We start from the raw sequence: 19,411 nt of genomic DNA, 5'->3' as shown, positions 1-19,411 counted from the left end.
CCGGAGCTCACGAAGCTAGCCACCGTCAATCCGTCCATGTTGACTGGAGCGGCCTTGCCAGCGGCGACGCTCGCCCGCGTCGCCCTCACGCCAGTCTTCGGGAGCGGCTATACCTTCATCACCTTCTATCCCGCCATCATGCCAGCTACCGTCATTGCCGGCGGGCGGTACGGCTTCACTGCTGCATAAGCTGCGCATGGACGGCATCGCAGGTAGGACTACCAGTTCATTGCGATGCGCGAGAACGCCAAATAACTTGTCGTGAATCACGGATTCGATATCCTCGGTTCATACCTGCCTGTGCACCTTTAGAGATCCAGCAGGTTGTCTCGTGCATGTCTCCGGAGGCTCTGAGCTAAGTTCCTCGTGTCGGGGAGCGTTTCCATGACGACGCCTGCAAGCGGCCTTGTCCAGCCTGATTTTCGCGCGCTCTTCGAGTCGGCTCCCGGCGCGTATCTCGTCCTGACTCCCGCATTCCTGATCACGGCCGTGAGCGACGGATATCTGCGGGCGACCATGACCACGCGCGAGGGCATCGTGGGGCGGTATCTGTTCGACGTGTTCCCTGACAATCCCGACGACCCGGCGGCCACCGGCGTATCCAATTTATGCGCATCGCTGAACAGGGTGCTGCAGCACCGCATGCCGGATACCATGGCCGTCCAAAAATACGACATTCGCCGTCCCGATTCGGAGGGCGGGGGATTCGAGGAGCATTATTGGAGCCCGGTCAATTCGCCGGTCTTCGGGACCAATGGAGAAGTGGCCTATATCATCCACCGCGTGGAGGATGTCACGGAGTTCGTTCGTCTGAAGCAAGCAGGGCATGAGCAACAGAAAATCACGGAGGAACTCCGGACACGGACAGGCGAGATGGAAGCGGAGATCATCCGAAGAGCGCAGGAGATCCAGGCGGTCAACAGCCGATTGCGGGCGGAACTGGACGCGCGCCGCCAGGCGCAGCAGGAAGTGGATCGGTTTTTCACCCTCTCGCTCGACATGCTCTGTATTGCCAGCAAGGACGGCTACTTCAAGCGCGTCAGTCCCGCCTTCACCGAGACGCTGGGCTGGAGCACCGAAGATTTGCTGGCGCGACCGTTTCTTGATTTCGTACACCCCGACGACCGAGCGGACACCGTGCGTGAAATCGAGCGGCAGACCGCGGCCGGCGAACAGGTTCTTGAATTTCACAACCGGTATCAGCACAAGGACGGCTCCTGGCGCGTGCTGTCGTGGAAGTCCACCCCCCAACCGGACGGGCGCATGTATGCCATCGCGCGCGACATCACCGACCGCACGCGGGCGGAGGAGGCTCTCCGTCGCGCGCACGACGAGTTGGAAAGGCGCGTCCAGGAGCGCACCGTGGAGCTTCAACACAAGAATCGCGACTTGGAGACGCTCCTCTATGTGACGTCGCACGATCTGCGCGAGCCGCTCCGCGCGATCGAAAACTTCTCGCGCCTCGTTTACGACCGTTATGCGGAGCGCCTGGACGACAAGGGCAAGGATTTTCTCCGGCGGGTGGTCCGTGGCGCGCAACGCATGGACCGGCTGATGACCGACCTGCTGGCGCTCTCGCGGGCGCAACGGATGGAGCAGCCCGCCGAAGAGATCGACGGCGCGAGCCTGGTGCAGGAAGCGCTGCGGCAGCTGGAGGCGAAAATCAGGGAGACGGGCGCCCGCGTTCGGGTGGCGACGGATCTCCCTCGCTTGCGGGTGAATAAGACGTGGGCGACCCAGGGTCTCTCGAACCTGATTGCCAATGCGCTGAAGTTCACGCGCGATGGACAACCGCCCGAGGTGGAGGTTGCGCCGTATTATTCACTCGGCGCAGGGTGCGGGGAAGTCGGCCTCATGGTTCGCGATCGCGGGCCCGGCGTGGCTCCCGAGCACGCGGAACGCATCTTTCAGCTCTTTCAGCGGGCTGTGGGACGGGAGGTCGAGGGCACCGGAGCGGGATTGGCCATCGTCCGGCAGGTGGCCGAGCGGCATGGCGGGCGCGCCTGGGTCCAGCCACGCGAGGGAGGCGGGGCGGAATTCATTCTGACGTTCGGGCAGGCCGGCTGCGAGACAGGCGGTGACCGCCGTGACTAACCGGCCGGTCGACATCTTGCTCGTCGAAGATAACGAAGACGATGTGGTCATTATTCAAGAAGCGTTTGCCGAATCTCGGCTGGTCACCATCAGGAACACCGTTTCTGACGGAGAAGAGGCCTTGGCCTATCTGCGGCGCGAGGGACGATACCACGTCGCGCCTCTCCCGACCTTAGTCCTGCTGGACATCAATATGCCGAAGAAGAACGGGTTTGAAGTAATTCAGGCGATGAAGGCCGATCCAGGCTTGCGGTCTCTGCCTGTCGTCATGCTCACAATGAGCGACCGCGAAGAGGACATCGTCCGGTCGTATGCCAGCGGCGCTTGCTCGTACATCCGGAAGCCCGTCGATTTGGCTCAGTTCCACATGGTCGTCAAGGGGTTCGAGCTGTATTGGACCGTGATCTCCAGAATCCCCGTGGCCCACAAAACCTGTTAGAGAGGCCAAATGATGCATGTACTGCTCATTGAAGACAACGAAGACGACGCCTGTCTGATCCGAGAACTGTTGAGGGAGAAGGAAGACGCCGGCATCCAACTGGAATGGGCCGACCGCCTGAGCGGGGGGCTGACGCAGTTGGCCCAAGGCCGGCATGACTTGGTGTTGCTGGACCTGTCCCTGCCGGACAGTCATGGGCTGGCGACGTTCGAGACACTGCATAGTCGCGCGCAAGACGTGCCGATCGTCGTGCTCACGGGGCTGGATGACGAAGGGTTGGCGAGCCAGGCGGTCCGCGGGGGCGCGCAGGACTATTTGGTCAAAGGGCGGCTGGACAGTCATCTGCTCACGCGCGCCGTGCGCTACGCGGTCGAACGCAAACAGGCGGAACGAGCCCTGCGGGACAGCGAAGCGCGGCTGCGCCAATCGCAGAAGATGGAAGGCATCGGGCAGCTTGCCGGCGGCATCGCGCACGACTTCAACAATCTCCTGACCGTCATCAACAGTTACAGCGACATGCTGCTGGGCGATATCGGGTTTTCCGATCCCTTTGTGCGAAACGGCCTCGATCAGATCAAGGAGGCCGGGCATCGGGCCGCCTCGCTGACTCGCCAATTGCTCGCGTTCAGCCGGCGGCAGCTCCTGGAGCCGAAGGTGCTGGACTTGAATGAGGTCGCCTCCAATATGACCAAGCTGCTGCGCCGGCTGATCGGCGAAGACATTGCGTTGATCCTCTGCCCCGACCCGACGCTGGGACGCGTCAAGGTCGACCCGGGACAGATGGAGCAGATCATCATGAACTTGGCGGTCAACGCGCGGGACGCCATGCCGGGCGGCGGCGAACTAACCATTGAAACCAGGAACGTGGAGCTGAGCGGCGCCGTGACCTCCAACGACCTGTCCCTCGAGCCGGGGTCGTACGTGATGCTGGCGGTCAGCGATACGGGATGCGGCATGGATGGCGAGACGCAGGCGCGAATCTTCGAGCCCTTTTTCACCACCAAAGGTCCCGGGCGAGGGACCGGCTTGGGTTTGGCGACCGTCCATGGGATCGTTAAACAGAGCGGGGGGAGTATTGTCGTGCTGAGTGAGCCGGGCAAGGGGACCACCTTCAAGATTTACTTGCCGCGGTTCGAAGGGGCGGCCGAGCAGCCGGCGCCGCTTTCGGCTCCCACGGCGTCACTCCGCGGGGCTGAAACCATTCTCCTTGTGGAAGATGAGGAAATGGTGCGGGCGCTCGCACAGGCGATTCTCGAGCGACAAGGCTATGCCGTACTCGCCCCGAAGAACGTCTCGGACGCCCTGCGCATTGTGGAGGAGGACCCCCGGCCCCTCCATCTGCTGTTGACGGACACGATCATGCCCGGGATGAGCGGGCCCGAGCTTGCACAACGCGCCTGCTCAATCCGTCGAGGCCTGCGGGTTCTGTATATGTCCGGATATACGGACAAGGCGTTCGCCCCCGGCGCCGTCCAGGCGCCGGGCCCCGCGTTTCTGCAAAAACCGTTTACACCCGATACGTTGGGTCGCAAAGTTCGGGAAATACTGGCGGCTCCGCACCCGAATCTCGCTGGCCGCGCGGCCTAGCCCAAGAAGAGCAATTCACAGGAGGAAGGATGATGGCGACCATTCTGGCGGTGGACGACGACGCAAAAATTCGGGGCCTGCTGGCCACGCTGCTGGCGCGCAAAGGGCACCATGTGCTGACGGCGAATCATGGGCAACAAGGGATTGACCTGTTCCGGCGGGAACGGCCCCAGGCGACGATCCTCGATTTTGAGATGCCGGAGATGGACGGCTTGGCCGTGCTGAAAGAGATTCGTGCGATTGATCCGCTGGCTCCGGTCATCATGCTCACCGGGGCCGGCACGGAGGAGCGGGAGGCTCGAGCCCGTGCACTCGGCGTGACCGATTTTCTTGCGAAAGGGTTCTCGCTGCACGAGTTGGGGGCGGCCCTGAAGAAGGTCCTGCCCTCCTCTGAGCCGAATCAGCCCCTGTCCGGTCGTCGTGCGTGACGGGCAGTTCACTCTGACAAGCACGGGAGGCCGCGACAATGACGGAACCGGTGGAGCTGCTGTTGGTGGAGGACAATGAAGACGACATCGTGCTCATCGAAGAAGCCTTCGCGGACGCCAGGTTGATGAACGTGATCAGCAAGGTGCGGGACGGCGAGGAAGCCTTGGCGTACTTGCGACAAGAAGGACCTTATCGGCAGACCAGACGGCCCGGGCTGGTCCTGTTGGACATCAACCTGCCCAAGAAAAACGGGTTTGAAGTGCTGGACGCCATGAAGGCGGATCCGCAACTTCAATCGCTCCCCGTCGTGATGCTCACGACGAGCGACCGCGAAGACGACATCGTCCGGTCCTACGCCGGCGGGGCCTGCTCGTACATCCGAAAGCCTATGAGCCTGGACCAATTCGCCAAAGTGGTGAAGGATTTCGAGCTCTATTGGACCATGGTCTCACGGGTGCCCCGATAGAACAGTCGCCGATCGCTGTCCAAACCGAAAGTAATCGGCGCGGGGCCAGAGGGAAAGCTTGTCGTACAGCACACCGGTTGGGAGGTATCCCATGCCACGGATTCTTGTCATAGATGATGAGCGGCTGATCCGTTCGACGATCGTCGCGATTCTGAGCCGAGAAGGCTTCAGCATCGAGGAAGCCGCGGACGGTCGGGCCGGTCTTGCGCTCATCCACAAGCACCGGCCAGATGTCGTCATCACCGACATCTTCATGCCGAATAAAGACGGGATCGAGATTCTCATGGAGTTGAAGCGGTCGTGTCCGGAGACCAAGATCATCGCCATGACCGGAGGCGGACAATCCCAAATGATTGAGATCGCTCACGCGGCAGAACTGCTCGGTGCCCACCAGATTCTTCGAAAACCGTTCGAGAAGCGGGACCTCCTCCATGCTATGAGCACCGTACTCGGGACCTTCGACCATTCTCACAAGCCGATGGCGACGTGATTCCGCCATCTCGTTATCTCGCAACGCCGTTGTTGGAGCCGTTGCCTTCCACCTGCTCTTGTAGCGGAGAACCGTCCTGTAGGGCGTGATCCTGCTGCTCCTCTTCGTCCTCCTCTCTTTCGCGACATGGATCTCGGGACGGTCGTGTACCGCACGAATATCTGGCCGGCTCCGTTCCGGACGGACACTGATGGTGTGGATCGCGAGGCATAATGGACGAAAGGGAAAGGCATGCGGCGGGCCCATCGCTTGATTTCCGCGGCGAGGAGACGAGACACTGGTGCACGACACGCAGCGGTCGACAGCGAAAAGGAGACGCGCCATGACCGAGTTGCAGGATACCTTCATGCCGCACGGACAATGTTTTTTGTGGCAGCCCGGTGTGCTATGGCTCAACGTCGGATCGGATGTCGTCATCATGGCTGCGTACTACATTATTTCTGTCAGCCTCTTTTACTTGCTCTACAAACGCAGCGATGTGCCGTTCCGCTGGATGTTCGTGTTGTTCGGCCTCTTCATCTTTGCCTGCGGCACGACGCATCTGCTGGGGGCCTGGACCGTGTGGCATCCGGATTATTGGACCGAAGGTGCGGTCAAGGCGGCGACGGCGACACTGTCGTTGTCCACGGGACTGCTGCTGGTGCCGCTCCTGCCCAAGGCGATGGCGCTGCGCAGTCCGTCCGAGCTGGAAAGGCTGAATGCAAATCTGGGTGCCGCCTTGGCTCAACGCCAAGAGGCGTTCGAGCAGCTCCAACTCTCACAGACCGAACTTCTGCAGCGTACAGAGGAGCTCATCCGTGAGCGTGAACAAGTCCGTCAAATGGCGTCCCAGCTCACTGTGGCCGAGCAGCGGGAGCGGCGTCGGCTCGCGACGGAGCTGCACGACCATCTGCAACAGATGCTGGTGCTGGGCAAGCTGAAGCTCGGGCAAGGCAAACGTCTGGCCTTTCCGCTGCCGGCCTGTGTGGAGATCATGAAGCAAGTGGACGACGTGCTGTCCGACGCGCTCACCTACACGCGCACTCTGGTGGCGGAGTTGAGCCCACCCGTCTTGCGCGACCATGGCCTCGCCGCCGGCTTGAAATGGCTGGGCGAATCCATGAAGAAACACGATGTGACGGTGGCGGTGCAGGTGCCGGAGGACAACGGGTTGACGCTGCCCGAAGACCAGACGGTGCTGCTGTTCCAATCGGTCCGCGAGCTCCTGCTCAACTCCTGGAAACATGCCGGCACCGGCGAAGCGACGGTGTCCATGAGCCATGACGCCGGCGAGTTGCGGATCAAGGTCCGCGACGAAGGGGCGGGTTTCGATCTTGCTGCCGCTGCTGCTGCCGCCGCTGCAACACCTACGGGTGGTCTCTCCTCAAAATTCGGCCTCTACAGTATCCGGGAACGGATGAAAGCGCTGGGCGGGTCGTTTGAAATCGAATCGGCGCGGGGGAAGGGGACCACGGCGACGCTGACGCTGCCGCTCGGCGGCAGTGAAGCATTGAGTGGGAAAGCATTGGGCATTGAGGTTGAGAACGAAGTAAGACACTCCGGAAGTCTAAACGCTGGACCTCAACGCTCAACGCTTTCTGGCTCAAAGCTCCAAGACGCGAAAGTTCGCGTCTTGCTGGTCGACGACCACGCCATGGTCCGACAGGGCTTGCGCGCGATTCTGGACGGCTATGCGGACATCGAGGTCGTCGGGGAAGCGGGGGACGGGGCGGAAGGGGTGAAGCTTGCGGGGGAGCTTCGTCCGCGGATCGTGGTGATGGACGTCAATATGCCGCGCATGAATGGCATCGACGCAACGACGCAGATCGCGGCGCGGTGGCCGGAGACGATCGTGATCGGGTTGTCCGTCAACGCGGGGAACGACAATCAGCACGCCATGCTGAAGGCCGGCGCGTCCATATTGATGACCAAGGAAGCCGCCGTGGAGCAACTTTACGGGGCGATTCAGGAGGCCGTGGCGGGCAAGCAGCAGCGGTGAGGCGGCGCGGATTCCGGCGGTGTGGCGCAGGAGAGCGGTGCGGCGTGTTGTTTGACAAACGATGCCTGTCGCATGCATATTCATGCATATGCGCACGACGCTCAACATCGATGATGACCTGATCAAGCGGGCCATCAAGCTCACGGGAGTCCAAGAAAAGACGCTGCTGGTGCATCTGGGGCTTGAGGCCCTCATTTCACGTGAAGCTGCCAAACGGCTCGCCCGGCTGGGCGGCAGCGAACCTCGTCTTAAAGACATCCACCGGCGTCGCTCTGCCTAGCCCGCATTATTCACGAGCGCTTCTGCTGCAATCGCCGATCCGCTGCTGCGACGAGCCTTCGGCCGGCGGGCTCGCCTTTCGGGCCCTCGACGTACTGCACGAGTACGCCTCGGGTCCTCAGGGCTCCGCGCGCCAAGACACGGCCGGCTCACCAACTCGCCGGCGTCCGCAAGCATGGCTCGACTTATTCGTCGAGCCGCGGACCTCGCGACGCGGCTCCGCGATTTCGCGACGAACCGTCATGAATAATGCGGGCTAGGTATGCCGACTCTTGTGGATACGTCGGTATGGATCGATCACTTCCGCGTCGACTCTCCTTCCCTTCGCCGGCTGTTGGACGATGACCAGGTCGTCTGTCACCCGCTTGTTATCGGTGAACTGGCTTGCGGGAACTTACGGCAGCGATCGCAAGTGCTGGGGGCGCTCGCGATGCTGCCCGCTGCGCCCACGATCGACCATGAAGAGCTGCTCACGTTTATAGAGGCTCATAAACTCTATGGGCAGGGTTTGGGGTGGATCGATGTGCATCTGCTGGCTTCGGCGGTGCTCGAACGGGTCTCACTGTGGACGTTCGATCAGTCGTTAAGAACCGCCGCCAGGAAATTGCATTGCGAATATTGACGCGGTCACTTCTGCGGCTTGCGCCGCCGGTCGAGCATCCAGCGGGTGATGCCGAGGTGTTTGGCGGCGAGGGTTTTGTTGCCGCCGGAGCGCTGCAGCACTTCGATGATGATGCGGTCTTCGAGATCGCTCAGGGACTGCTCACCGACGCGAAACGAAATGGTCACGGCGTCGGGATCGGGCCGGGCCTCGCTGCCGGAGACGGCGGAGGTCCGATCGGCGGCGGGCGCGAGATGGCCGGAGAGGTCGGCGGGGAAGTGGGACGCTTCCAGCGTCTCTCCGGAGCAAAAGAGGACGGCCCGTTCGATCAAATTGCTCAATTCTCGGACGTTGCCCGGAAACCGGTACTGCGTCAACAGGGCCTTTGCGCTCTCGCCCAGCGAGCGGACCGGCTTTCTGAGCGTGAGGGCGGAACGGGCCAGAAACTGCTCGGCGAGCGGGATGACGTCGTCGCGTCGTTCCCGCAAAGCCGGCACGGTCAGCGTCACGACGTTCAAGCGAAAGTAGAGATCCTCGCGGAATTCGCCTTTGGCGACGGCGTCCCGCAGATTGCGATTCGTCGCCGCCATAAACCGCACGTCCACCGGAATGATGGCGGAGCCCCCCACACGGCGGAACGTCCGTTCTTCGATCACCCGCAGCAGCTTCGCTTGCAGGGGCAGCGGCAAGTCGCCGATCTCATCGAAGAGCACCGTGCCGCCGTCGGCCATCTCAATCAATCCGCTCTTCCGGCCGGCCGCGCCGGTGAACGAGCCCTTTTCGTGGCCGAATAGCTCGCTCTCGAACAGATCCCGGGGAATCGACGGGCAGTCCACTTCGACGCAGGGCTTGTGCGCCCGGGCGCCGTTGAAGTGGATGACCCGGCCCATGTACTGCTTGCCGGTGCCGGTTTCGCCTTGCAGGAGCACCGTCACGCGGTCGTTCTTGGCCAGCTCGCGAATCTGGCTCAGAAACGCCTGGGTGGCGGGGCTTTTGGCGACGAGGCGGTCCAAGGCATAGCGTTCCGTTTCCTGCCCGGTCTGCAGGCGAACCTGGCGTTGCAAGGTCAGGAATTCCGTGGCGCGGGCCAGCGCGTGATTCAAGTCCTCCATGTCGATCGATTTGGCGACGAAGTCGAAGGCGCCGAGCTTGGTCGCCTCCACCGCGTCTTTCACCGTGCCGCGGGCGGTCAGAAGGATGACGAGCAGATTGGGCGAGGTCTGCTTTACCCGGGCGAGGACGTCGAGCCCGGAGAGATTCGGCATGACGAGGTCCAGCACGAGAATGTCCGGTTCGAAGGCGCGCAGCAGCGCCAGCGCTTCTTCGCCGGAGCCGGCCGTCTGTACGACGTAGCCGTGATCGGTGAGGCGAAGCGCAAAGGCTTCGCGGACCGATTCCTCATCCTCCACCAGCAGCAGGTGCCAGGTCATGCGGCGCCTCGCAATGGCAGCCAGACCTCCACGACCGCCCCGCTTCCCGGAGGACTGCTGATCGCCAGTTGTCCGCCGTGCCGCTCGATGATGTCGTGGGTGATCGTCAGGCCGAGGCCCACGCCCTTCGCCTTGCCGCTGGTGAAGAACGGCTCGAAAATCCGCTTCAAATCGTCCGGCGGGATGCCCTTGCCCGTATCGGCGAAGGTCAGCAGGATGCCGGCGACCCGTTTGGTTTCGGGCTTCACCGTGATGATCAGCTCCCCGCCGTTCGGCATCGCATCGATCGCATTCATCGAGATGTTCAGGCAAACTTGTTGGAGATGCGCCCGGGACGCCTCGACCGGTGGGAGATCCGGCGCGATGGCGGCCTTGACCGCGACCCGTTGCTTTTTCAGATTAGGACGCAGCAACGTCAGCGTGTCGTCGATCAGCGAGGGCAGATCGCAGGGGCGGAGATCGAAGGGACGCGGCCGCAGCTGGCCGAGATGCGATTCCAACAGTTCATCGATCCGCGCGGCTTCGCGGGCGATGAGGCGGCAGCGGTCGCGGGCCGCCTGCGGCAACTGATCCTGCTCGGCGAGATGCGTCGCGAGGCTCCCCAGGCCGATCAGCGGATTGCGCACTTCGTGCAGAATGCCTCCCGCCAGTTGTCCCACGAGCTTCACCTGTTCCGTATGCCGCAAGGCCTCCAACATCTGCTCCCGCTCGCTCAGGTCCGTGAGGATCGCCATGTAGTATTGCGTGGTGCCGTCGCGGTCCTTCACCGGACTGACGCTTTCCCAGACCAGGAATTCGGAGCCGTCCTTGCGACGGTTCACGAAGCGATCGACGAACGCCTGCCCCGATCGGATCGCCTGCCAGAGCCGGTCGTAGAATTCCGGCGAGTGTTTCCCGGATTTCAGGATGGCGGGCCGCTGGCCCAGCGCTTCGCCGCGGGTCCAGCCGGTCATCCGCTCCAGCGCGGGATTCCATTCCAAGATCCGCCCGTCGGTGTCGGTCAGCATGATGCCGTCCTGCGCCGACATGAAGAGGCGGTGATAAAAATCGCGCTGCGTGTCGGCCCGCCGCCGCCGTTCGAGCACCGTCGCCACGGTATTGGCCACGGTGCAGAGGAATTCCTGCTCCTTGTCCGTGAAGTCGCGCACGCGCTTGGAATGGGCCGTCATGACGCCGTAGACCCGTTCCTCCACCAACATCGGCACGCACATGCCGGCGATCCCGCCGTGCTCGGTCAAGAGCTTCGACGGCGTGAACCGGGTTTCTTTGCGCAGATCGCGGACGACGACCGGCAGCCGCTCGCGGATGGCGAAGCCGGCTTGCGAATGGGTGCCGCCTTCGATGGTCAATTTGCCGATCCATTCGGCTTCGATGCCGATCCCGGCGACGACGGCGAGATGGTCGTCGGTTTCGCGGGCGATCAAAATCTTGCACAGCTCCACGTCGAGCGCCTCCGCCGTATGCCGCACCGCCTCGTTCATCAGCGCTTGCGCCGAGGCGTCGCTCACCGCCAGCGTGCCGATGCGGGCCAGGACGGATTGAAACCGCGCGACCTGGGAGGCTTCCTGCGCCAGCGCCGTATGCTCCGTGACGTCCTGCAGCACCAGCAGCACGCCGGTGCCGCCGTGATAGGGCACGACGTTGAAACGGCAGTGATAGGTGAGGGGCTGGCCCTGACGATCCGTAAGGCGATAGGTCGTGGCGCGGCGGGTGCCGAGCGATTCCTGGTTCCAGGCGGTGGCGTCGGCAAAGAGCCTGGCGCGGAGCGACGCGGAGCGGCCCGTGTCGTGGTCCGGCACGGTGGCGGATTCGACCAGCTCGCCGAACTGCCCGTTTTCAAAAATCAGAATGCCGCGGGACAGGAAGCAGAGCCCGCCTTCGATGCAGTCGCTCACCCAAGCCAATACTTCGGCGGCGGCGACTTCCGACTGGGCCGGAAGGGGGGTCTTGCCGGGACGTTGGGCAGCAGGCATGGTGTGGCGCGTCTGACGCTCCGCGGAGCGCCGGTTGCGATTGGACCGTAGTATAGTCGCCTGGAGGCGGGCCCGTCGAGTCAACGGAGTCCCCTCGTTCTTCCCCCCCTCACCCTTCCCTCTCCCGCGAGGGGAGAGGCTATCGGACAGCCCCGTCACTTGCCGACAAAATGCTCTCTCCGGCTCACGGCGACATCGGTGACGAACATGGCGCCGGAGTGGCGGTTGAACAGGGGCCCGAGGCCGGCCAGGATCGGCTCCACCTTGCTGTCCGGCACGACGGTGAACACGATGACCTGGCTGCTCGTATCGTTGAACAGCAGGTGCCCCTCGTGGAACCCGTGATGCCCTTTGCCGGACACGTTGTTGATGATCGTGTAGCCGGTCGCCCCGGTGCGGTCCAGCAGCTCAGTGACAAACTTCAATTGATCGCCCTGCACGACAATCTTGATTTCCTTCATCGGATGCAGCGTCAACCCCATCATGGTTCAATCCTCCTCGCGCCCGTGCCTCTCGTGTCCATCCTCCGCCCCGTTCATGACGATAGAAGTGTTTGTCCCGCGGATCGAGCGCGATCAGCGTCACCCATCCCCGGTTGAACAGTTGATCGAGCAGGGGATGCCGCTCGATCACGCCCTGGATCCGCTCGCGCGGCGCCTCGATCACGGCGAGCAACCGCATCGGCTCATGGTAGGGCGCCGACCCGTTCAAGACCGTCTGCGCCGGCAGGCCGATCCGCAGGTCGCTCCACACGCCGGTCATCACCCCGACGCGGCCCACCACATTGTGATAGACCTTGCTGCCGCTGCCGTAGATCTCGTTGTCGACCGTCGAAAAATAATGCTCCATGTTGATCCACTGGGCGACGACGAGCGGCGCGGTCATGATCGTTTCCAGCAACTTGCCGGAGCCGTCCTGTTGATGGTCGTACGAATGGAGAAAGGAGCGGCCTTGCAAGTTCACCCGCTGCGTCAACGTCCGCCGCCCGATGACGATCAGGCTGTTTTTGGACAAGCCCCATTCCGGGCGCACTTCGGCCCAATCCTGGCTGCGCCGTGCCGCGGCGCGCCGGGCGGCGCGCGGCTCGGGCGGCGCGGCCTGCGGCAGGGTACCGGCCCGTTCATAGGCCGCGTGCCGGCCCGCTTCGTCCAGATCGGCCAGCAGGCGCTGCAGGTCCTTCCGATGCGTCGCGGGCACGTCCTCCAGGTCGACGATGCGGACGGTATCCGTCGTCGTGTCATGTTCGGCGGCGAGGAACTGCGTGTCGTGGGGAATCCTCACCCCGCGCTGGTTCAGGATCTCCCGGACGGTGAGCTTATTCGCCATGGCCGCAATGGCTCTGGCGTTCGGCAGCCCGTGGTTGCCGCCGCAGGCGCCGCAGTCGAGCGCCGACTCGTAGGGATTGTTCTGGGACGTGCTGCCGTGGGCGCAGAACAGCACGATGCGGGCGAAGTTCGACGTGAGGCCCATCAGCCGCAGCGCCGCTTCGACGAAATACGCCTGCTCGGCGACCGAAAAGCCGGTGTGCGTCAGGCGGTCCAGGCGGGTCGAAATGCCGCGCGGGCTGATGCGGTAGCGCTCGCGCAGGTCTTCGTAGAACGCCGCTTCCGCCTCCGGCGTGAGGCCCAGCGCCTTCGCCACTTCTCCGTTGAGGCCTTCGGCGTTGCCGACGGCGTTCTTGCGGATCTTGTCCAGGAGCGTGGACGACAGCGCCGCGCCGCTCAAGCCGAACCGGTCGCGCACGACTTGCCGAATGACGGCCTGCTGTTCCGTCGCCACCATTTCTTCGGCCTCTTCGCGGGCGAGCTTCTCCACCGTCAGCGTGGTCGCGATGGACGGCAGGGCGGCGCGGCCGAACCAGCGTCTGATCGCCTCGTACCAGCGGGGGACCAGCGTCCTGAAAAAGAGAGGCAGGCCGAAGCACCAGCCGAGCGCCTCCACCATCACATACGGCGTCACGACGTTTTCCTTCAAGTCATGCAGCAGGTCCCTGGCCGCCTGGTTCACCTGGGCCGCGGTTTTGTGGCGCTCCGCCAGCACGCCGTGATAGCTGCGCGGGACTTCCCGCACCTGATTCTTGGGTTTCAGCAGCACCGGGCAGTGGGCGACGGCGTGCGAGGCGCTGAAGGGCTGATAGTCCAACGGCACGCCGAAGAAGCCGGCGAGCCCCAACGTCTCGTAGCCGCCCAGGTGTTCGAGATGGCGGCGGAAGACTTCCGAGCGGACGTCGATGCAGAAGACCACCTGCGCGAGCGGCCTCGACGAGGAGTCGTGGACGTCGGCCGCCTCGTCGGCGGCGGCGAGGCTCGCGGTCAAATCGGCCAGCACCCGCCTTCGATGGCTGGTTTCAAACGCGTTCAGCCAGACAGGGCCGTGATCGTGAGGCGGAAAGGCGGCGAGCCAGTCGAGCAGCGTGCGGAGGTCCGAGGGGCTGGTCGATTCGATCGCCCCCTCGTCGAGACCCAGCGCGCGGGCGAGGCGCACCAGTGCGCGCGCCGCCGTCTCCCTCTGCCGCCGCGACAGCTCCTCGCGATGGGCCGCCTGGTAGCGCCGTCCCAGCTCTTCCCATGCGCGATGATCGTACCTCGTCTTCGTCCTCATCAGCAGCCGGACTTCTTTTCTCATTCCTGCCGGAAGCAGTCCCGCGACCCAGGCCTGTCGCAACCGGCAGGCGTGGGGGTACTCATCCATGTAGCCTTGGATCAGATCGTCTTGCGCCGGGAGAGCCAGGTGGGCGCGGCAAGCCGCGTCCGCCAATTCCCGTTCGTAAAACAGACGCACGGCCAGATATTTGACGACATCGATGGGAAACTCCTCCTGCCAGGGATAGCCCGTCTGATGCGACCGCCACTTGATGTAGCCGGTCCAGCCGGGCAGCGCGGCGAGGTGGAGCGAGAGGTACGGCTCCCAGGCTCCCTTGGGGACGCGCATGGCGGTCAGGTGTTCCAGCAGCGCGTCCTCCGGGCGATCCGGCAACGATCGCAGACGCGCGGCGGCGTCGCGGATGCCGAGCAACCCCAGGGTGAGATCGTGCTGCGCGAGCGACTTCCAGGACCGGTAAAACGTGTGCTCCCGCCCCGGCATGGACCAGCCGGCTTCGCCCTCATCGAGAAACGCGCTGCACCACTTCACCATCTCGCGATTGATCGTCTCGACGACGGCGGTTCCGCACGTGCGATCGCACCAGACGCCGAGCGGCTCACGAGCGGGCAGGAGGCCCGACACGGAGGCCGATGGCATGCCCGCGCCGGATGGCCCCGGCACCACGGCGGATTCCAACCATGAGACGATCCGGTCGGCCGCCGCCCTATCCGCCTCGGCTATCGATGCCGCTGGGACATCCTCGGCCACGCCGTAGAGCATCGAGGCGGCGAGGAGGTCGAGATGGCTGAGCCGCCGGCCGCCGAACACGACGGACTTGTCCTGCGCCAGGGGCTCGAGCGCGGCCCGCACATCGTCCTCGGCGATGCGCCCGCCGGCCACGTGCCGCCGGTACTCCTCATTGGGCAGATAGCCCCGCCCGCCGAAGAGTTGCCGTCCGTGCTGCACCGCCTGCTCGAAGGGCAGCGATTCCAACCCATGCAGCGGGTTGTGATGGATGAAGGTCCGCATCGGCCAGTATTGGGCGATGACTTCGCCGGCCAACTGAACGTACGAACGCAGCTCCATCCGCTGCGTATCGGTGAATCGTTCGGTCGTCGGTCGAGTCATGGCGGCGGCTGTCCGATCAGGTCGCCCGTTTGCGCCACGTCGATGGCGTCGAGCGCGGGCTCAGGGCCCGCAGCAGGTCTTCCACATACAGCCCGTTCAGGAAAGCGACGTAGAGTCTGGTGCGCAGCGGGTCCAGCCAGGCGGGGAGCAGGAGCCCGAATCCGTGCGCTTTGGCGTACAGCACGACCCACACCCCCACGATGGCGAGCGCCGCGAGCGCGACAAAGGCTTCGAACAACATCTCGTTCCATGCGGCTGCCTGGAAGTAGGCGGCTGCCTCTCCCGGCTCGGGATAGAGAAAATGCGTGAACGATTCGCCGGCCCACAGATAGGTGAAGCCGATGAACGCCAAGGCGGCAATCATCGTGAGCGACACTTTCCACGACCCGACGGCGTTGATGCGGTAGAGGCTGAAGATGGCCTGCGCCGAGGTGACCCAGGCGAAGAACAGGAAGATGGTCGTGCCCTGCGCTTCGAAGAGCGGAATGTTGACGAGTCCGTGAGCCATCAAGAGGATCAGCAAGGGCAGGATGAGCGTGATGCCCAACCCGGTGGCCCACGGCATCAAGGCGAAGCCGGTCGCGTCGCGCACGGTGTGCTGCTCGGGGAGCTTGAATTCGGTTCTGGCCTTGTGAATGTTGGCTCCGGAGTTCAGGAACAGCGTCGCCTTGAACAGGCCGTGGGCGCACAGATGGAAGATCGCCAAGGCGAAGGCGCCCAATCCGCATTCCATCACCATGTAGCCCATCTGTCCCATCGTCGAATAGACGAGCGTCCGTTTGATGCTCGGCTGCGTCAGCATCGTGGACGCGCCGATGAGGGCCGTGAGCGCGCCGATGACGAACAGCACGTAGAGGGCGTCGGGGGCCAGGCCATAGAGCGGCGCCAAGCGGTTCACCAGGAAGCCGCCGGCGTTCACGATGCCGGCATGCAGCATGGCGGACACCGGCGTCGGCGCTTCGATGGTGCCGGGCAGCCAGATATGGAAGGGGAACTGCGCGGATTTCGTCATGATCGACAGCACGAGCAGCAACGTGACCGCGCTTACCACGTCGGTCTCCCACCAAGTCCCCGCGCCGAACATCGGCACGGCTCCCGCCTTCAGCGTCTGAAAGAGCGCCGGAATGTCGAACGTGCCGAACGCTTGGTACAGGAGCAGAATGCCGCACAAGAGCGCCGCGTCGCCGATGCCCTGCACGCGCAACGTCGTGCGCCCGGCCCGCCGCGCCGCCGGGCTCGCGTCGTTGAACGAGAGCAGTGTCGTCAGCAGCCAGGTGACGGCATGCCACGCGGCGAAGAGCCACAGGAGATGCCCGCTTGTGACGAGGCTCAAGAGCACGAAAGTCAGCAGGCTCGTGAGGCTGAAAAACTTCACATACCCGCGGTCGCCCTGCATGTAGCGGCGGGAATAGACGTGGATGACCAGGCTGACGCCGGTGATCAACACCATCATGACCGCGGCGAGACGGTCCACCAAGACGATCGGGGCGACCGCGTCGGGGAGGCCCGAGAGTTTCACGAGGACCGGATCGAACTGGACGACTTGATACAAGGAGACGAGCGCCGAGCCGGCCGAAATCGCCACGGCCCAAATGCCGATCGCCGCGACACGCTCACCCCAAGACGTCCCCAGCAGGGCGATGAGTCCGCTGGCGACCAGGGGAGCGATGATGGAGACAATAGCAGGGAGTGACTGCATACCACCTCTCGGCAAGGGCACTGCTGAACAGAGGCTTCAGCAAGAAAGGTACCGATATGACAACTGGCCCGGGTAGGGTGAATTATGAAGGAGAGGTAATCCTTATAATAGAGGTGCGCCTCTCTAGGAGAGGTGAATGCTGAAAGATTAGACAGAGCAGGCGTGCGTCTGTGCACGCCAGTGCAAAGGCACACGTACCATTGAGACAGCCGCTATTCCTTCACCGTCACCGTCATGGTGATGGGCTCCAGCGGATTGTCGGCGGAGTCGCGGGCGGCGGCGACGATCTTATCGACGACGTCGAGGCCGCGGAAGACCTCGCCGAAGACCGTGTAGCGCCGGTCGAGACCGCTGTTGTCCCCCACGCAGATGAAGAACTGCGAGCCGTTGTCGTTGAAGTCGCGGGTGCTGTTGCTCTCGCGCGGCATCTTGGCCATGGAAACGGCACCGCGCTTGTGCGGGCGGTCGTTCGGTTCGGGGGAAAGGAAGTAGCCGGGGCCGCCTGTGCCGTGCAAGGTGCGGTCGGGATTCTTGCTCAGCGGATCGCCGCCCTGAATGATGAAGCCGGGCACGATGCGATGAAAGGTCGTGCCGTCGTAAAAGCCCATCTTGGCGAGGTTGACGAAATTCTCCACGTGGCGCGGCGCGTCGTCGGGATAGAAGCGAATCTTGATCTCCCCGAACTTCGTCACGATCGTCGCCCGGGGATCCTTCTTTTGAAATTGCATCGTCATGGCGGGTGAATGTAACAAGGGCGCGAGGTGAGAGGCAATGGGCATAAAAGTGACGAGTGATGAGTGACGAGTGATGAGTGATGGGTGATGGGTGATGGGCCGGAGACTGGACGGTCTCGTCACGCGTCACTGGTCACGCGTCACCGAGTTTAGTCCCTTTCCCGGATCGATCCACCACCAGAGCGCCGCTCCGGCCAGCGCGACCAATCCCGCCACGGCGAAGGAGGCGGGCCAGCCCCAGTGCGCGGCGATCCATGGCGTGAGCACCGGTGAGAGGGCGCCGCCGAGATTGGCGCCCGTATTCATCAGACCCGACAGGGTTCCCGCATGGGCTTTGGACAGATCGGTCGTCGACGCCCAGTAGGCGCCGACGGTGAAATAGAGACAGCCGGCGCCGAGCGACAACCCGGCGAGCGCCGCCGGCGGAGACTCCACGAAGCCGCCGAATGCGATCGCGACGCCGGCCGCCGTCATCCCCGCCATGCCGGTCGAGGCCCGTCCGGCCGTGATACCGTAGCGCGCTGCCAGCCGATCCGTGACCCAGCCGCCGACGGGACAGCCGATCAGCATCGCCAGAAAGGGCGCGGACGCGTACAGCCCGCCCGTCAGCACGTCGAATCCGCGCACCGTCACGAGATAGAGGTAAAACCAGGACATGTAAAAATAGGCGGCGTATCCGAGGCAACTGTAACTGAGGACCAGCCACCAGACGGTGCGGTTGCCGGCGAGCAACCGCCAGAGTGTGTGGAACTGCGAATCGGCCGCCTGGGGAGAGGCCTCCGGTGCAGGCGGCCGGCGGACCCAAGGATGCTCACGGGGATGGTTGCGGGCGATGGCCCACCAGAGGACGGCCATCGCCAATCCGATGACCGCCGAGAGATAGAACACCGTCTGCCAGCCCCAATTGACCATGATCCAGGCGGCGATCGGCGGCGTGACGGCGGAGCCGAGGCCAATGCCGCCGATGGCGATGCCGATCCCGATGCCGCGCGACCCTGCCGGCATCCAATTCGCCACCGCGCGATTGAACGTCGGCAGCGCCACGGCTTCGCCCATGCCCAACGTGAACCGCACGGCGAGGAGGGCGCCGACGATCCCCACGGCCTCCGCCAGCGGCGACACGGCGGCCATGGCGGTGAAGGCGGTGCAGAGCGACCACCACACGAGGGCTCCGGTGAGCACGGCGCGCGCGCCCCACCGGTCGGCCAACCAGCCGCCGGGAATTTGAAACAACGCGTAGCCGGTGACGAAAGCCGAAAAAATCCATCCCATCTCCTGGTCCGTCAATCCGAACGCCGGCATCATCTGCCGCGCCGTGACGGAGATGTTGACTCGATCGATGTAGGTGACGACGCTGATGCAGAAGAGCAGAGTCAGTATCAGCCAGCGCATGCGAGTAGCGGCTTATTCGGCGGGTCAGGGGTTTGTTACGAACCAAACAAACCATCCAACCGGTGAACCGTTTCAGCGCGGCGAGTATAGCGGGTCGGCGGTCCCCGCA

The 19,411-nt window shown here is 63.7% G+C and carries 17 protein-coding genes; 10 read left to right on the top strand and 7 right to left on the bottom strand.

Features of this window, described 5'->3' with window-relative positions; translation table 11 throughout:
• The first annotated feature begins 36 nt into the window (after positions 1–36).
• The 10 genes from NITMOv2_RS24010 (at position 37) to NITMOv2_RS14925 (ending at position 8,384) form a co-directional block, all read left to right on the top strand.
• Positions 37–189 carry a hypothetical protein gene (locus NITMOv2_RS24010; protein WP_187299229.1) on the top strand — a complete coding sequence of 51 codons (153 nt, stop codon included), beginning with the start codon at positions 37–39 and terminating at the stop codon, positions 187–189.
• A gap of 195 nt (positions 190–384) precedes the next feature.
• Positions 385–2,094 (top strand): PAS domain S-box protein, encoded by a 1,710-nt coding sequence (locus NITMOv2_RS14965; protein ID WP_053380635.1) that lies wholly within the window; start codon positions 385–387, stop codon positions 2,092–2,094.
• Positions 2,078–2,533, top strand: a complete 456-nt coding sequence (locus tag NITMOv2_RS14960) for a response regulator (RefSeq protein ID WP_238590363.1) — start codon at positions 2,078–2,080, stop codon at positions 2,531–2,533. The genes NITMOv2_RS14965 and NITMOv2_RS14960 overlap by 17 nt, the downstream gene beginning before the upstream one ends.
• 9 nt (positions 2,534–2,542) lie before the next feature.
• Positions 2,543–4,120 carry a response regulator gene (locus NITMOv2_RS14955; RefSeq protein ID WP_053380634.1) on the top strand — a complete coding sequence of 526 codons (1,578 nt, stop codon included), beginning with the start codon at positions 2,543–2,545 and terminating at the stop codon, positions 4,118–4,120.
• 29 nt (positions 4,121–4,149) lie between these two features.
• Entirely contained in the window at positions 4,150–4,548 is a 399-nt protein-coding gene (locus tag NITMOv2_RS14950; RefSeq protein ID WP_053380633.1) for a response regulator, read from the top strand.
• A gap of 38 nt (positions 4,549–4,586) precedes the next feature.
• Positions 4,587–5,015, top strand: coding sequence for a response regulator (locus NITMOv2_RS14945; RefSeq protein WP_053380632.1), 429 nt, complete (start codon positions 4,587–4,589; stop codon positions 5,013–5,015).
• 91 nt (positions 5,016–5,106) lie between these two features.
• Positions 5,107–5,505, top strand: coding sequence for a response regulator (locus tag NITMOv2_RS14940; protein WP_053380631.1), 399 nt, complete (start codon positions 5,107–5,109; stop codon positions 5,503–5,505).
• Between the two features lie 322 nt (positions 5,506–5,827).
• Positions 5,828–7,483: a response regulator gene (locus NITMOv2_RS24725; protein ID WP_053380630.1), complete on the top strand. Its 1,656-nt coding sequence runs from the start codon at positions 5,828–5,830 to the stop codon at positions 7,481–7,483.
• 88 nt (positions 7,484–7,571) lie between these two features.
• Positions 7,572–7,763, top strand: a complete 192-nt coding sequence (locus tag NITMOv2_RS14930) for a type II toxin-antitoxin system VapB family antitoxin (RefSeq protein WP_053380629.1) — start codon at positions 7,572–7,574, stop codon at positions 7,761–7,763.
• A 261-nt stretch (positions 7,764–8,024) separates the two neighbouring features.
• Positions 8,025–8,384, top strand: coding sequence for a type II toxin-antitoxin system VapC family toxin (locus NITMOv2_RS14925; RefSeq protein WP_053380628.1), 360 nt, complete (start codon positions 8,025–8,027; stop codon positions 8,382–8,384).
• A gap of 5 nt (positions 8,385–8,389) precedes the next feature.
• On the opposite strand, the gene NITMOv2_RS14920 is transcribed toward NITMOv2_RS14925, so the two are convergent.
• From NITMOv2_RS14920 to NITMOv2_RS14890, 7 genes are all read right to left on the bottom strand, one after another.
• Positions 8,390–9,793, bottom strand: a complete 1,404-nt coding sequence (locus tag NITMOv2_RS14920) for a sigma-54-dependent transcriptional regulator (RefSeq protein WP_053380627.1) — start codon at positions 9,791–9,793, stop codon at positions 8,390–8,392.
• Positions 9,790–11,766, bottom strand: a complete 1,977-nt coding sequence (locus tag NITMOv2_RS14915; protein ID WP_053380626.1) for a sensor histidine kinase — start codon at positions 11,764–11,766, stop codon at positions 9,790–9,792. Before NITMOv2_RS14915 ends, NITMOv2_RS14920 begins: the two co-directional genes overlap by 4 nt.
• Positions 11,767–11,921: 155 nt before the next feature.
• Positions 11,922–12,251, bottom strand: coding sequence for a P-II family nitrogen regulator (locus tag NITMOv2_RS14910; RefSeq protein WP_053380625.1), 330 nt, complete (start codon positions 12,249–12,251; stop codon positions 11,922–11,924).
• Positions 12,175–15,477, bottom strand: coding sequence for a DUF2309 domain-containing protein (locus tag NITMOv2_RS14905; protein ID WP_053380624.1), 3,303 nt, complete (start codon positions 15,475–15,477; stop codon positions 12,175–12,177). The genes NITMOv2_RS14910 and NITMOv2_RS14905 overlap by 77 nt, the downstream gene beginning before the upstream one ends.
• Positions 15,478–15,493: 16 nt before the next feature.
• On the bottom strand, positions 15,494–17,176 hold the full coding sequence (locus tag NITMOv2_RS14900) for an NADH-quinone oxidoreductase subunit 5 family protein (protein WP_053380623.1): 1,683 nt from the start codon (positions 17,174–17,176) through the stop codon (positions 15,494–15,496).
• Between the two features lie 212 nt (positions 17,177–17,388).
• Entirely contained in the window at positions 17,389–17,910 is a 522-nt protein-coding gene (locus NITMOv2_RS14895; RefSeq protein ID WP_202967239.1) for a peptidylprolyl isomerase, read from the bottom strand.
• 126 nt (positions 17,911–18,036) lie between these two features.
• Entirely contained in the window at positions 18,037–19,302 is a 1,266-nt protein-coding gene (locus tag NITMOv2_RS14890; RefSeq protein ID WP_053380621.1) for an MFS transporter, read from the bottom strand.
• Positions 19,303–19,411: the final 109 nt, after the last annotated feature.

This window comes from Nitrospira moscoviensis (assembly GCF_001273775.1).
Classification (GTDB): domain Bacteria; phylum Nitrospirota; class Nitrospiria; order Nitrospirales; family Nitrospiraceae; genus Nitrospira_D; species Nitrospira_D moscoviensis.
This window is presented reverse-complemented; position numbering and strand designations above follow the sequence as displayed.